We start from the raw sequence: 14,467 nt of genomic DNA, 5'->3' as shown, positions 1-14,467 counted from the left end.
TACCGAAGGTAACACAAATTAAGAAATAATGTTTATTGGCTTCTCGCTTAAGACAATACCATATTCATATCAAAGGGTACTTGCTCGGGTTCTATCACCGGTCGTGGGTTTTGAATCAGCCTTGCCGCAAACATGGTATCAGATTTATGCTCGTAGCCTTGCAAAACGCGCTGGTCTTCCAGCCTGAGATTAAGGTTCTTTACCAGGTAATTAACAACATCTTCGTTTTCGGCTTTAAAGGCAGAGCAGGTAATGTAGATCAATGGCTTGCCCTCTTTTAAGTATTTAACCACGTTTGGGGTGATGGTTTTTTGCAGACGCTGGAAAAATTCCATACGGTGCGTTTCGAACTGACTGATCATCTCGGGCGTTCGGCCCCAGGTACCAGAGCCGCTGCAAGGCGCATCAAGGATAATCCCATCAAACTCGTAGCCATGCAGCTCGGGTTCCACGTTACCGGTTAAATCAACTAACTTCTTCTGATATTTACGGATGCCAACCTGCTCAAAACGCTCATCGAGGTTGGCCAGTATGCTTTCGCGGATGTCTGATACTACCAGTTTAATGCTGGGCTCCATCTCGTACAGTAATAATGATTTACCGCCCGATGCTGCGCAGGCATCCCACCAGTGCTCCCACTTCTGGGGCTGAAAAAATTGCGCTGTTTGCTGAGATGATCTGTCTTGCACCTCAAACCAATGCTGTTTTTGAAATATGGCTTCGAGCCGGGTACCGTTTGGCAAAGCCAGGCAACCGTCGCCTTCATCACGGAAGGTAACTTCAGCATTTTTGAGTTCGCTTTTAACCTGTTGCTCAAAACCTTTGCGCACACGGATAAAAAGATCGGGTTGAATAAAAAATGATTTCAGGAATGCTTCGCGATCTATCCCGGCCGATAACTGCGTAGACCAGGGGAATATATCTTCCAGTTTAAAGTCCGGATAAGAAGCCTTAACAATGTTCAGCTTCTCGTCTAAAGCAAAACCGATACAGGCCGCCCAGTCGGGCCTAAAATGTTGGATAAAAGAGTTGAGTTGGTTATTGCACAAAAATTCGGCAACCATTAACCGGTCTTCATCGGGGTGGTTGGCTAGTGCCCTGCCCAAACGAAAATAATTGTATACCAAACGGCTGGCTACCTTTCTATCGGTAGAGCCCATTTGTTTGTTTTGCCTGAAAAAGCCGGGTAGAAATTTACTTAAAGGTACATCAGCCGGGTACTCGGCCAAAATGCGTTGAAAGGTTTTAAGCTGATTCAGTGCCTTCATTCTATCGCTTTTAGCTCAAAGTTAACGTATTTCAACATATAAACATGGGTGTTTACCCAGCCTGTCGCCGGTTTTTTAACAAAATGAAACTTATTATGCAAGCCTTCAAAATCGTGCTGCTCGGGTTTCATGGCGCCGGTTTCATCTTCGGCTAATAGCTGCCCAAAGTATAATCCTTCATCAAAACCTTTGATGGCAAACTCACTTGGCTCCAAATGATAAGCCTTGCGGTAAGTTTTAATAAAAGCAATCATGCTGCCCGATTTGTAGTTTACATGATCTGACGAGGTGATCACCGTTTTTAACCGCTGCAACAGATCAGCCTTTAAAAAGGCTAATTTTTCCCAGCTTGGGTGGCCTATCAATATCACCGGATAACTTTTTATCAGCGTATCCAGCGAGCGCAGGGTCACCTGCAAAAATGCCTGATTGGTAGACGGCAATAAAAACACATTCGGCTCTGTTTTCGATAATTGCGGAAGCAGCGCCGCTAAGTCGCCACGTACCACGGTAAACGGGATAATCTTGGTTTTTAGTTTACTCAGGCTGTCCAATTGCTGCTTAAACGGTGTAATGTATTTGTTATCTTCAGAAAAACCAGATTTTAAAACAAATACCTTTTTGGCTTTCAGCCGCTCGTAAACATATTGGGCGCTTCTGCGGGCATGGTAATCCAATGGTGGAATTACCGTAATTAATGATGGATTTCGGAACGCAGCGGGCGAAGATGGCGACAATGGCGATACCATTGGATTTTTATTAGCGGTTACACCTGTGCCAAAGGCTTTAATCCCATCCGGAAATATCGGGCCGACAATGAGATCGCTGTTACGTACTTTGGGGTTAAGTGCCAGGTTACGGGCCTCTGCGGGCTTGTCTTTAGCATCAAATAATTGCAGGCGATAGTTATAGCCATTGGCCGTAAGTGAATCGAGCGCGAGTTTGAAACCCTGGTAATATTCTACAGCCATATTAGCCTTTTGCATATCGGCCTTGCTGTATTTACCCCCAACATTCAGATTATCCAGGTTAAATGGCAGCAGCATAGCAATGGCAGATACCTTTTGCTGCGCTGCAGGTGCAGTTATTTTTACCGGTGGCTTATTAACCGGCTTCTCGATAGCCTTAGCAGCCGGAACCGCGGGTTGGGCTTGCTGCGGCCTGGTGGCTACCGGCCGTGTTTTAGGCGAACATGCTGCCGCCAAAAACACAACCAATAGTATCAGCAGCCTATATTTATTCCCACTCAATGGTAGCCGGTGGTTTCGAACTAATGTCATATACTACCCGGTTAATACCTTTTACGTTGTTAATGATCTCGTTTGATATTTTAGCCAGCAGATCGTAAGGTAAGTGGCACCAGTCGGCTGTCATACCGTCTAATGATTCTACTGCGCGTAAGCAAACTACGTTTTCATAAGTACGCTCATCGCCCATTACCCCTACCGACTGTACAGGCAAATAAATTGCGCCTGCCTGCCAAACTTTATCATAAACACCAGCCGACTTTAAATTGTTGATATAAATCGCATCGGCCTGTTGCAGAATGTCAACTTTCTCGGGCGTAATTTCACCTAAGATCCTGATAGCCAGACCCGGACCAGGAAAAGGGTGGCGGCCTAAAATATTTGGATCAATACCCAGGGCTTTACCCACTTTACGCACTTCGTCTTTAAACAGGGTGTTTAATGGCTCAACCACTTTCAGTTTCATAAAGTCGGGTAAACCGCCCACGTTATGGTGCGATTTAATGGTGGCCGACGGGCCTTTAACCGATATAGATTCGATCACATCGGGATAAATAGTACCCTGACCTAACCACTTTACATCCTGTACCTGGTGTGCCTCATCATCAAATACCTCTATAAATACGCGGCCAATGGCTTTACGCTTTTTCTCGGGATCTGATAAGCCGTTCAACGCATCGTAGAAACGTTGTTTGGCATTAACACCTTTTATATTTAAGCCCATGTGTTTGTACGATTCGAGCACCGACTCAAATTCGTCCTTACGCAGCAGGCCGTTATCAACAAAAATACAATGCAGATTCTTACCAATGGCATGGTGCAGCAATACGGCCGCAACCGATGAATCTACCCCGCCTGATAAACCTAAAACTACTTTATCATCACCTAATTTTTCTTTCAGGGCGGCAATAGTAGTTTCCACGAACGAATCCGGGGTCCAGTCTTGTGCGCAACCGCAAATATCAACCAAAAAGTTTTGCAGCAATTGCTTGCCATCAATACTGTGGGTAACCTCTGGGTGAAACTGAATACCGAAAGTTTTTGTGCCTTTAATCTGGTAGGCAGCAACCTCCACATTATCTGTACTGGCAATAATCTCGAAATTATCTGCAATGCGCTTAATGGTATCTGCATGCGACATCCATACCTGCGAATTACCCGGAACATCTTTAAACAGCGGGTTTTGCTGGTTAATATAGTGCAAATTGGCACGGCCATATTCGCGGGTGTTTGATGCCATTACTTCGCCACCGTTAAAATGGGCTACATATTGTGCACCGTAACAAACCCCTAAAATTGGCAGGTTGGTATGGTGTTTGGCAAATTCGAAATGCGGCGCATCTTCCTGACGTACAGAATACGGGCTACCCGAAAGGATGATACCTTTTACTGTGCTGTCTACTTCGGGAAAGTTATTGAAGGGATGGATCTCGCAATAGATATTGAGCTCCCTGACCCGGCGTGCAATGAGTTGTGTAAACTGTGAGCCAAAGTCAAGAATGAGGATTTTTTCTTGCATGGGCAAAGATAATATTTTTAGAGTCAAGAGCCAAGAATTTTAGACATATCAAACACGTCATTGCGAGGTACAAGCAATCTCAAACTATGCAGATCAATCTCTCTAAACGGCTCCGTATGTCGGGGATTGCTTCGTACCTCGCAATGACGTGTTTGATATAATCTACACTACCTAAACACCAAATATGGCTTCACTTTCATCAATGTAGCATCATCCAAAATAGCTACATCTTTCATATCATTCAGATTATCATAATCGCCATGCTCGCTGCGATATTGGATAATGGCATTGATCTGCTTGTAACTGAGGTATGGGTATCTGCGCAGATCATCAAACGTAGCTTTATTAATGTTTACTTTATGAATAGCAAACGGGTTCAACTTAATACCGTCTTTAATCAGCAAGTAGTGTTCTTCATCGATTCCGAAAACTTCTTTTAACTGTTCTTTGCTGTAAAAACCACCCAGTTTTGTGCGATAGCGGATAATTCGCATAGCATAAGCCGGGCCTATACCTTTAAGAGTTACCAGGCTGGCAGAGTCGGCATGGTTAATATCTATAATAGTTGCCGGGCCATCTGCCGGTAATTGAATGTAGGGTTCAAGGCGTTTGTAGTCTTCAGCAGTTATGCAATAGATCTTTTGCAGGTCGGTTTTTTTGCTGAAATGGCCGCCTTTAGCCTCGTAATGTTTCAGTACTTCTATCTGCTGCTGATCGAGGCCGAGTTTGTGCCACTGGTCATCGGGCAGGTGATTGGGGTTAAAAGCAAACAGAACGGGATGGCGGTTTTTTATACCACTGGTATTAGTTTCTGCGTTATTGCTATCAATTGGTGGTAATTGCGCAGCAAGGGCATTAAAGTCATTAAAATTTATTAACTTATCTTTGTGAAAAAGCCGATATGCGTATGGCGCAGCCAAAACCATTATAAGCAATACAATTAGTATTACTAAACCGTTCCAATCTTTTTTGGTGATGGAGAGGTAATTTTTGAGATAAGATTTAATGCCGGCGGCCATAATAGCCGTTAATTTAATAAATTTGACGTTAATACATCAACATCTGTATAAAGAATATATGAAGGTAATTACCACAGAGGAATTTGCAAAAGCCACTAAGTTAGATAAGCTGAAAATGCCCGGACTGGCCGCCCTGCTGATGGAAATTATGAAAATAAACCAGGTGAACGATCTGTTTGCCCAGGCACAACCAAAAGTAGGCCCCGATTTTGTAGATGCTATTTTAGAAGGCTGCGGCGTTAAAATTGAATTTGACGAAAAGGAACTTAAAAATATACCTGCCGATGGCGCTTTTATAGCCATTGCCAACCACCCTTATGGTGGGATTGAAGGCATGGTGCTGCTTAAAATATTATGCATGGCCAGGCCCGATGCTAAAGTAATGGCCAACTTTTTATTAAAAAAGATCCCCAACCTGAGTGATTATTTTGTTGCAGTAAACCCTTTCGAAAATATAGAGCACTCATCGAGCATCAGCGGTATTAAATCAACGCTCGAAATGCTTAACAACGGCATACCGATAGGGATATTCCCGGCGGGCGAGGTATCTACCTTTAAGATAGAGCAACAACAGGTTACAGACAGGCTTTGGCACCCGGTTGTGGGTAAAATAATCCAAAAATCGAAGGTGCCGGTGGTACCCATTTATTTTCATGGCAACAACGGGTTATTGTTTAACTTGCTTAGCTTAATACACCCGGCATTACGCACGGCCAAGCTACCGTCAGAGTTATTTAACAAAAGCGGCCACACCATTAAGCTGCGCATTGGTAAACCAATTAACGTACAGGATGTATCCGATAACAAAGACCCCGTTAAACTGCTTAACTTTTTAAGGGCCAAAACCTATGCCTTAGGCACAGGCCTGGAAGAAGACAAAAAAATATTTAACCCGCGCAACCTGTTTAAGATTAAAAAGAGCGCCGAGGAAATAGAAGAAGCCATCAGTACCGATATTATTTCGGCCGAGGTTGATCAGTTGCGCGAAAATTACCTGGTAACCAAAGAAAAAGCCTATGAGGTTTTTGTAGTACCTACATCGGTTATCCCAAACATTATCCGCGAAATTGGCCGCCTGCGCGAGGTTACCTTCCGCGAGGTTGGCGAGGGCAGCAACAAGAGCATCGACCTGGATGAGTATGATATTTATTACAACCACTTATTTATCTGGGATACCGAAGCCAAAATGGTGGTAGGCGCTTACCGCATTGGTTTGGGCGACGAGATATTTTATAGCCTGGGTAAAAAGGGCTTTTATACCGCTACCCTTTTTAAAATAAAGTCGCAGTTTACCCCGGTATTGAAGCGCAGTTTAGAGCTTGGCCGCTCATGGATCCGTAAGGAGTATCAGCAAAAACCATTACCGTTATTTTTGCTGTGGAAGGGTATTTTGAAGTTTTTAATTGATAACCCACGCTACCGTTACTTAATAGGCCCGGTAAGTATCAGTAATAGTTTTTCGAAGTTTTCTAAATCGCTTATTGTCGATTATATTACCCGTAATCATTTCGACCATGAAATGGCTGAGTACGTAAAGCCGCGTAAACAGTTTAAGGTTGATTTCTCGAGCATTGATGCCGACCTGCTTTTAACCGGCGAAGACAGCTTTAAAAACCTCGACAACCTGATCTCTGAACTGGAAGTACGCAACATGAAAGTACCTGTACTATTGCGCCAGTATATATCACTTAACGCCAAAATAATCTGCTTTAACATAGACCCTAAGTTTGCCGATTGCCTGGATGGTTTTCTGGTACTCGACCTGCAAAAGGTGCCGCAAGAGATGTTAATGAAGCTGGCGAAGAATTTGTAAAGAGCCTTGCCCCAGCCCCTCTCCATTGGAGAGGGGCTTTTTTATGTGTACCATATCGCCATTTTGCTGAACTTGTTCCGGCATCCCACATGCTAAGTATACGGTGAGCAAAGTAGTGGACATATGCAAGTGGGATGCCGGAACAAGTTCAGAATAATGAGCATAAACTTTTTCTTGCTATAATACAACAACTTAGCTTACATAACCCATACTCATCCCCAAACTATTAAACCCTGCGGTACAATACTTGTCATATTACTATAACAACGATGCTGAAAAACATCAATTATTTAGTAATAACAACGAATATGAAACGTATAACCCTTTTAGCAGTAATAGTTGCCTTGTTTACTATCAATGCAGCAAAAGCACAAGTTGGCGTACATGTAGGTTTTAATATCGGTACTCCTTATTATCCACACCGCCACGTGGTTTACTACCCACCGGCCCCGGTTTATTACCCACCGGCACCCGCTTATTGCGCACCGGCTCCGGTTTATTATAATGCCCCGGTTTATGATGATGGCTACTACCGCAGGCCTGTTTATGTAGACCGCGGTTATTATGGCCCGCGCCGTGTAGTTTATTACAACAGGTACTACCACCGTGGTGGTTACAGAAGATGGTAATTTGATTTTGATGATCAATAATAGAAACGTCCTTTAGCGAAAGTTAAAGGGCGTTTTGTTTAATTGCAGATTGTGTTCTACCTCACCAGCCGGGCATCTACCGGCAATGGCGCTACATTCAGAACCTTAACCACGTTATGATACCCCGGAAACAAGGGATTGAGCAAACAATTATATTCTAAAGTATTGATTGCAGATTTTATTTTGATGGCCAAAAACTTTCGTTCGTCCATTAGCTCATCGCCTAGTTGCTTGTTGGCCAGGTTACCTATTTGCTGCCAACTTTGAGGATAGCTATCAACCGGCAGTGTATAAATTAAGCTGTCATCAGCCTTAACGTCGATTGTGATAATGTATAAATTGGGCGGCGTGTTTTCGGCCTCGAAATGCACCAGGCTTTCCAGGTAGGCCAGCGAACTATTTTCTGAGGTGTAAAGCATATACGTGCCAGGATTATTCCAGCGGCCGCCTTCTTTAAAAGCGCCCATGCCGGAGAGGTCTGTTGTACGCTTTTGCACCTTTACAATACGGTAAACCAGCATCAGGAATAAACGCCTTCTTCTATCCTGCCCAAAACATTATCTACCAGCCCCAGGCCGGTGGGCATATAAAACAAATCGAGCGGCTTCATTTGATTAAGCGCCCGGTTGGGTGTACTCAGCCATTTTTGCACTTTTGCTTCATCCTCAAAAACATCAAAAGCATGCTTTACCACTTTGGCTACCTCTATCACATGCGATGAGGTTTGTCTGTCGAGCAGGTCATCGCCTTTCTTGCGTTCTAAAGTTTTGACAGACAGGTTCAGGATGTCTTCGGCAAAGTTTTTCTTGGTCATGCCCATGTGGCCTACCAAAGCATCTAAGGATGCTTTCTTGATCCCTTTATTACTCAGCGTAATTAAATCAAAAGCCGACCCAATCTTTTCAGTGACCAGCTCTACCCCACCCAGTAAACTAACCAGGTTTGTGGTACGAAATTCTTTTTGATGCAAAATAGCCATATCCGACATTTGTATCAAATATAAGAAACATTTGTCGTATTTGTTTTGCACGCTATTAAAAAACACTTTTCCAAATCATTGTATGCTTATAAATTTGGTATGCCCAATTACATGCCTTATAAATGCTTAGGCAAGCAGCACTAACAGTTGTATATTCCACCAAAGGCAGGGGGCAAAGTGCTCCTAACTTGCTTACTTAAATAAGTAATATAAATTGTACCAAATTAAAATCTGCCAACATAAAAAAAGGGCTCCCGAAAAATCGGGAGCCCTTGTTATTATTACAATTGTGAAAAATCGCTTAGAAGCTGTAACGCACTCCAAACTGCATTTGCCAGCGTGAAGCAAAGTAATCAACCGAATACGGTAAGCCCGGATTAGAGAAGGTGTACTTTGGATAAGTAGTTGAAGCATTTGCAAACGAAGGTGTACCTGTACCACTCACCGGTGTTAAACCAACACTTGATGTTGAATTGTAAGTGTTAGGCGAGAAGTAGTATTGACCCCATTTTTTGTTCAACAAATTGGTTAAGTTAACAATATCGTAAGTGAAAGTGATAACCTGTTTGCGTTTGCCATTACCAAATTTAAAGTCTTGTGCAAAACGGAAATCAAGTTGATTGTTCCAAGGTGTAAAGGCAGCATTACGTTGTGTAAAGTCGCCACGGCGGCTTTTCAGGTATTTGCTGGCATCGATAAAGGCATCAAACGCAGCAGCTTGCTGTGCAGCAGTTTGTCCGCCAACGATATCTCTGAAGAAATTAACAGTTTCGCCAGCTTTAGGTATATAAGCTAAACTAACTTGCTGGCCTGTACCATCGATAGCACTTGGATAGATACCATACGTATATGGGTTACCAGATTGCGCGCTAAAGAAGAAGCTAAAGTTTGCAGTGTAGTTTTTAGCAGCATCCCAGTTAACCATATAGTTAACTGTTGATACGATACGGTTACGGATATCAAAGTTTGAGTTAGCCAACCCAGGGTTGTTTGGATTTAAAGCCTGGTTTAACTGCCAGTTAGATTCCATTGAGTTACGGATACCGTTGGTAACATCTTTAGAGTGACCGTAGGTATAAGCTACGGTAGCATTTAAGCTGCTCAATGCACCTAACTGAAACAGTTTGGCAATTTGCGCAGTAGCACTGTAACGGTAACCCTGATTAGTATTTGATAATAAATAAGCGTTAGTGTATGACGAATTTATTTTGCTATTAACAAATATTGGCTGTTGGTGCTGGGTATCGTAAGGATAATAAGTTACATTATCAGTAGTATTAACCTGTTGGAATTTTAAATCGTGGATAACTTTAGTGTAGATACCTTCTACAGTAAATTTCCACTGATCTGGCGTGGTAACGTCAACAGCTAAACTGTTTCTCCAAACCTGTGGCATTTTAAAGTTATTATCAATCATATCCACCTGGGTAGGGCCCGTAGCAGAAGTATTGGCACCTTGCTGGTTAACAAAGCCTAAACCACCATTTGAAGGGGCTTGTACAGGGTTTGTACCTGCCTTGATTGGCGCAGTTGCACTTGGTTTAACATCATAAGCACCATAAGTTGTACCATTGTTGTAAAATGCATAACCAAACCATGCAAAAGGAACACGGCCGGTAAAGAAACCACTACCACCACGTAAAACAACACTTTGATCGCCGTTGATATCATAGTTAAAAGATACACGCGGGTTGATCTCTACATTGTTCAAATATTTGTTTTGGATATCTTTTGGTTTAGTATAAGTGAAGGTATTGCCGTAATTAACGTCAACCGGTGCGCCTGTAGTTTTAGAGCTCAACGGTTGTTTATCCGGTACGCCGGCATAGTCAAAGCGTAAACCTGCGGTTAACTTAAAGTTGTCGGTTAACTGGATTTCATCCTGACCATATACGCTTAACAGATCAACATTAAATTTAGCTGATGGATTGTCAAGGATATAATCGCGGGTGTTATCGGTATAGTTAAAGTTAGCACGGGTACGGGAAGGGATGTTAGCCAGGAAATTAGCAACGCTGCTGTAAGCTATACGGCCGTTCCATGCGTTAACAAAGTTATAAGTGATGTTATAAAACTCGTTGTGTGTACCAAAGGTAAAAGTGTGTTTACCTTTAGTCAAGGTAAAGTTATCAGTTAACTCAGTAGTTTTTTGGCGCATATCAAATATGGCAGCCTCACGGTCGGTACCCATAAATATGGTTGTACCTGGCGTATTACCGGTAATCTCAATCTGTGGTAATGCAGGGTTCGAGTTAGGGTCGCGGTAATCATGTACATTTGAGTAACCTACCAATAAGCTGTTACTTGCGCTGTTTGAAATCCTTGATTTTAACTCGGCAACAGTTGATGATGAGTTGTTGTGTGAAGTATAATCAATACCGCTGAAACGGAAGTTACTTTGATCGCGCTCTAAGTTAGTTGCAGAAGAGCTGATGGTATTGTTACGGATAGTTAACTGGTTTTTATCGTTGATATTCCAGTCTAAACGATTAAAGAATTTGTTTGAGTTTGAGAAGATGGTCGTATTACCATAAGTACCAGCATCCTGACCGCTGTATGTTTTAAATGCTGTAGCCAGGTTTTGTGCATCTTGCAAGCTTAATATTTTGGCAGAACCTGCAGTACCGGCACCCGAAATTACTGGATCCTGGCGGCGATTTATCTCCTCGTTGGTAAAGAAGAATAATTTATTTTTAATGATCGGGAAACCCAAACGGCCACCAACCTGGTAATCATGAAAATCTTTGGGCTCTTTAGCACCATCGCCTCCTGCTGCTGCAGATGCGTTGTTTTTACCAGTTAAGGTTGCGTTACGGCCGTAAGTATAAAGCGAACCTGTAACATCATTTGTACCGCTACGGGTTACAGCGTTAATACTACCACCCAATACGTTACCAATTTTAATATCGAAAGGCGCTACATAAACCTGTATATCCTGTACGGCATCCATTGGTACCGGGCTGGTACGGGTACTGCTACCCACCTGGCCCGATGCATTGTTCTGGCCACCTAATGACGGGCTGAAACCAATTGCATCGTTATTAATGGCACCATCAAGCGTTACGTTATTGTAACGGTAATTGGTACCCTGAAATGAGTTATTGTTACTTTGAGGCGTAGTACGGGTTAAATCCTGAAAGTTACGGTTGATAGACGGCAACGTTTTAATTGCATTTTGACCGATACGGGTGCTGGCACCTGTTTTAGTTGGGCCGCCGGTTGCACGTACAGTAACTTCTTTTAATGCTGTGCTTTCATCCTGCAGCAAAAAGTTAAACGTTGCATTACCTAAGGTTAAGGTAAGGTCGCTACGTTCTTCTTTTTTGTAACCGATAAAAGTAGCAGTAATAGTATAAGGACCGCCCGGGTTAACGTTAGAGATGGTATAACGGCCATCTGTATTGGTTTGTGCACCATAACGTGTACCAGTGCTGGTATTTACAGCCTGGATGGTTACACCCGGCATAGTAACGCCTTTAGAATCTACAACTTTACCACTCAGCACGGTGCTGGTTAGCTGCGCATTGGCAGGTATGGTAAAGCAGATTGTTAGAACGGATAAGAGTAATAAGTAAAGCTTCTTCATGTGTGTTCAATTTGAGCACAAAGGTTCAGCAATAATATTAAGGCAATGTTAACACATTATTATGTTTACCACAAAGAGTGAACTAATATTTAACAATAAATTCAATACCTGATAGTTAACTACTTTAAGGAAAAGTTAACAAAGATACCCCAAACAGATTTAGCCTTATATTTTGGCACCAAAGCCTTTGGCCAAAAAGCTAACCAGCCATACCGGCAAACGGAATATACTGCTCACAAAGTTAACTTGCCTTTTCCGGCTTATCAAAAACAGCGTAATTAAGGCAGCTAGTGCAATGGGGCCACAAATTGTCCATACGGGAGGGCCAACCAATGCCCCTATTTCTGCCAGCTGCGATGCGCCGTACGAAAATGCAAACATCAACAGCAATAAAAAATAAGACAGTATGGGCGATTGCTTATACCAGTAAAATACACTGCCTGCTATAAAAAACGATGCCCAGCTAAAATACCCCTTATAAGTGCCCAGCCAGTTCAGTTGCGGAAACGGGATAATCCACACTAAGCCCATTATGCTAAAAAATAGAAACAGCAAAACGATGCTTAATATTAATTTATCGCCAACTGATGGATATCGCTGGTTATACAGCGGGAAATAAACATCAATGGGGCGCTGAGCCCCACTGATGTTATTAGAAGATTTTGTTGTATTTGGTTTCAATACGATTGAATGTCTTGTATCAAAATTATTAAAAGCCTCCCCTTTGGGGAGGTTGGAGGGGTTCTTACTTAGCAAATGCTACCGAACGGGTTTCCCTGATTACGGTAACCTTGATCTGGCCCGGATAGGTCATCTCTGTCTGGATGCGGTTTGAAATATCTGCTGCCAGTATCTCAGATTGTGCATCGCTTATTTTTTCGCTTTCTACCACAACACGCAGTTCGCGGCCTGCTTGTATAGCGAAGGTTTTTTCTACTCCAGGGTATGATAAAGCCAACTCTTCCAGTTCTTTTAAACGTTTAATATAGCTTTCTACCACCTCGCGGCGTGCACCAGGGCGTGCGCCGGAAATAGCATCACAAGCCTGGATAATCGGCGAAATCATTGAAGTCATCTCAATCTCGTCGTGGTGGGCACCAATGGCATTACACACTTCCGGGTGTTCTTTATATTTTTCGGCCAGTTGCATACCTAAAATTGCGTGTGGCAATTCCGGGTTATCGTCTGGTACTTTTCCAATATCATGTAACAGACCGGCACGTTTAGCCAGTTTTACGTTTAAGCCCAGCTCTGCCGCCATAGTAGCGCAGAAGTTAGCTACCTCGCGCGAGTGTTGCAGCAAGTTTTGGCCGTATGATGAACGGTAACGCATACGACCAACCATACGGATTAGTTCCGGGTGCAGGCCGTGAATACCTAAGTCGATCACGGTACGCTCGCCGATCTCTACAATTTCTTCTTCAATTTGCTTTTTGGTTTTGGCAACCACCTCTTCAATACGGGCCGGGTGGATACGGCCATCTGTTACCAGACGGTGCATAGCCAAACGGGCAATTTCGCGGCGAACCGGGTCGAAACCAGAAAGGATAATAGCCTCCGGTGTATCATCGACAATAATTTCGATACCAGTTGCGGCTTCCAGCGCACGGATGTTACGACCTTCACGACCGATGATACGACCTTTAATTTCGTCGTTCTCGATATTAAAGATAGATACTGTATTCTCGATAGCGCTCTCTGTAGCGGTACGCTGTATGGTTTGAATAACCACTTTCTTAGCCTCTTTAGTAGCAGTAAGTTTAGCTTCGTCAACAATATCCTTAATCTGGATCATGGCTTTGGTACGGGCTTCCTCACGTAGGTTATCTACCAACTGGTTTTTGGCTTCTTCGGCGCTTAAGCCTGCAATAGTTTCCAGCTGTTGTAAATGCTGTTGCTTTAAATGCTCTACTTCTTCCTGTTTTTTAACGGCAAGTTCTGTTTGGCGCTCCAGGTTTTTGCGTACATTATCTACCTCCGCATCGCGGCGGTTAGCGTTTTCCAGCTTAGAATTTAATGATTGTTCTTTTTGCTTAAGTGTATTTTCGCGCTGATTGAGGTTGTTATTTTTAGTATTAACTTCCTGCTCATGCTCTGTTTTAAGCTGTAAAAATTTCTCTTTGGCTTCCAGCAGCTTGTTCTTTTTCAGAATCTCAGCATTGTTTTCTGCCTCTTTTAAGATTTTCTTAACTTTATTTTGAGCCGATGTTTCTTGTTCCTTAAATAGCTTCCGTAGAAGAAACCGGCCGATGATGATCCCGACGATAGCGCCGATCAGCAGTCCGATGATAATATAGAGTGTGTTCATAATGGTTATATATATGTATAAAAAAACCGCATGTAAATTTCAAGTGTCATCGTTTTGGAAACACATTCACAGAGGGAC

11 protein-coding genes are annotated in these 14,467 nt (G+C 42.9%); 2 read left to right on the top strand and 9 right to left on the bottom strand.

Annotated elements, in window-relative coordinates; translation table 11 throughout:
* Positions 1 to 47: 47 nt before the first annotated feature.
* From RG47T_RS02345 to RG47T_RS02330, 4 genes are all read right to left on the bottom strand, one after another.
* Positions 48 to 1,268, bottom strand: coding sequence for an RsmB/NOP family class I SAM-dependent RNA methyltransferase (locus RG47T_RS02345; RefSeq protein WP_074487845.1), 1,221 nt, complete (start codon positions 1,266 to 1,268; stop codon positions 48 to 50).
* Complete coding sequence (locus tag RG47T_RS02340; RefSeq protein WP_083627273.1) at positions 1,265 to 2,548, bottom strand: ABC transporter substrate-binding protein; 1,284 nt, start codon at positions 2,546 to 2,548, stop codon at positions 1,265 to 1,267. Before RG47T_RS02340 ends, RG47T_RS02345 begins: the two co-directional genes overlap by 4 nt.
* Complete coding sequence (gene guaA, locus RG47T_RS02335) at positions 2,505 to 4,034, bottom strand: glutamine-hydrolyzing GMP synthase (RefSeq protein WP_074487843.1); 1,530 nt, start codon at positions 4,032 to 4,034, stop codon at positions 2,505 to 2,507. Before guaA ends, RG47T_RS02340 begins: the two co-directional genes overlap by 44 nt.
* 167 nt (positions 4,035 to 4,201) lie before the next feature.
* On the bottom strand, positions 4,202 to 5,053 hold the full coding sequence (locus RG47T_RS02330; protein ID WP_074487841.1) for a ComEA family DNA-binding protein: 852 nt from the start codon (positions 5,051 to 5,053) through the stop codon (positions 4,202 to 4,204).
* Between the two features lie 58 nt (positions 5,054 to 5,111).
* Between RG47T_RS02330 and RG47T_RS02325 the strand changes: the two genes are divergently transcribed.
* Both RG47T_RS02325 and RG47T_RS02320 read left to right on the top strand, forming a co-directional pair.
* Complete coding sequence (locus tag RG47T_RS02325; RefSeq protein ID WP_074487840.1) at positions 5,112 to 6,866, top strand: bifunctional lysophospholipid acyltransferase family protein/GNAT family N-acetyltransferase; 1,755 nt, start codon at positions 5,112 to 5,114, stop codon at positions 6,864 to 6,866.
* A 308-nt stretch (positions 6,867 to 7,174) separates the two neighbouring features.
* Positions 7,175 to 7,495 (top strand): hypothetical protein, encoded by a 321-nt coding sequence (locus RG47T_RS02320; protein WP_074493052.1) that lies wholly within the window; start codon positions 7,175 to 7,177, stop codon positions 7,493 to 7,495.
* A gap of 77 nt (positions 7,496 to 7,572) precedes the next feature.
* Here the strand turns inward: RG47T_RS02320 and RG47T_RS02315 are convergent, their stop codons facing one another.
* From RG47T_RS02315 to rny, 5 genes are all read right to left on the bottom strand, one after another.
* The gene (locus RG47T_RS02315) at positions 7,573 to 8,037 is read right to left on the bottom strand and encodes an RES family NAD+ phosphorylase (protein WP_074487839.1); all 465 of its coding nucleotides are present in this window, start codon (positions 8,035 to 8,037) and stop codon (positions 7,573 to 7,575) included.
* On the bottom strand, positions 8,037 to 8,546 hold the full coding sequence (locus RG47T_RS02310; RefSeq protein ID WP_139235624.1) for an Xre family toxin-antitoxin system antitoxin: 510 nt from the start codon (positions 8,544 to 8,546) through the stop codon (positions 8,037 to 8,039). Before RG47T_RS02310 ends, RG47T_RS02315 begins: the two co-directional genes overlap by 1 nt.
* Positions 8,547 to 8,796: 250 nt before the next feature.
* A complete protein-coding gene (locus tag RG47T_RS02305; protein WP_074487837.1) occupies positions 8,797 to 12,081 on the bottom strand; it encodes a TonB-dependent receptor in 3,285 nt (1,094 codons plus the stop codon).
* A gap of 165 nt (positions 12,082 to 12,246) precedes the next feature.
* Positions 12,247 to 12,762 carry a hypothetical protein gene (locus RG47T_RS02300; protein ID WP_083627271.1) on the bottom strand — a complete coding sequence of 172 codons (516 nt, stop codon included), beginning with the start codon at positions 12,760 to 12,762 and terminating at the stop codon, positions 12,247 to 12,249.
* A gap of 64 nt (positions 12,763 to 12,826) precedes the next feature.
* Positions 12,827 to 14,389 carry a ribonuclease Y gene (gene rny, locus RG47T_RS02295; RefSeq protein WP_074487836.1) on the bottom strand — a complete coding sequence of 521 codons (1,563 nt, stop codon included), beginning with the start codon at positions 14,387 to 14,389 and terminating at the stop codon, positions 12,827 to 12,829.
* Between the last annotated feature and the right edge of the window lie 78 nt (positions 14,390 to 14,467).

Source organism: Mucilaginibacter polytrichastri (assembly GCF_001911425.1).
Taxonomy (GTDB): domain Bacteria; phylum Bacteroidota; class Bacteroidia; order Sphingobacteriales; family Sphingobacteriaceae; genus Mucilaginibacter; species Mucilaginibacter polytrichastri.
The sequence above is the reverse complement of the archived record's forward strand: the minus strand, read 5'-3'. Positions and strand labels throughout refer to the sequence as shown.

What these genes read in the sequence shown, in the direction of transcription:
- RG47T_RS02305 (WP_074487837.1), bottom strand. Translation starts at nt 12,081, where the DNA reads ATGAAGAAGCTTTACTTATTACTCTTATCCGTTCTAACAATCTGCTTT.
- RG47T_RS02330 (WP_074487841.1), bottom strand. Translation starts at nt 5,053, where the DNA reads ATGGCCGCCGGCATTAAATCTTATCTCAAAAATTACCTCTCCATCACC.
- RG47T_RS02340 (WP_083627273.1), bottom strand. Translation starts at nt 2,548, where the DNA reads ATGACATTAGTTCGAAACCACCGGCTACCATTGAGTGGGAATAAATAT.
- guaA (WP_074487843.1), bottom strand. Translation starts at nt 4,034, where the DNA reads ATGCAAGAAAAAATCCTCATTCTTGACTTTGGCTCACAGTTTACACAA.
- rny (WP_074487836.1), bottom strand. Translation starts at nt 14,389, where the DNA reads ATGAACACACTCTATATTATCATCGGACTGCTGATCGGCGCTATCGTC.
- RG47T_RS02320 (WP_074493052.1), top strand. Translation starts at nt 7,175, where the DNA reads ATGAAACGTATAACCCTTTTAGCAGTAATAGTTGCCTTGTTTACTATC.
- RG47T_RS02315 (WP_074487839.1), bottom strand. Translation starts at nt 8,037, where the DNA reads ATGCTGGTTTACCGTATTGTAAAGGTGCAAAAGCGTACAACAGACCTC.
- RG47T_RS02325 (WP_074487840.1), top strand. Translation starts at nt 5,112, where the DNA reads ATGAAGGTAATTACCACAGAGGAATTTGCAAAAGCCACTAAGTTAGAT.
- RG47T_RS02345 (WP_074487845.1), bottom strand. Translation starts at nt 1,268, where the DNA reads ATGAAGGCACTGAATCAGCTTAAAACCTTTCAACGCATTTTGGCCGAG.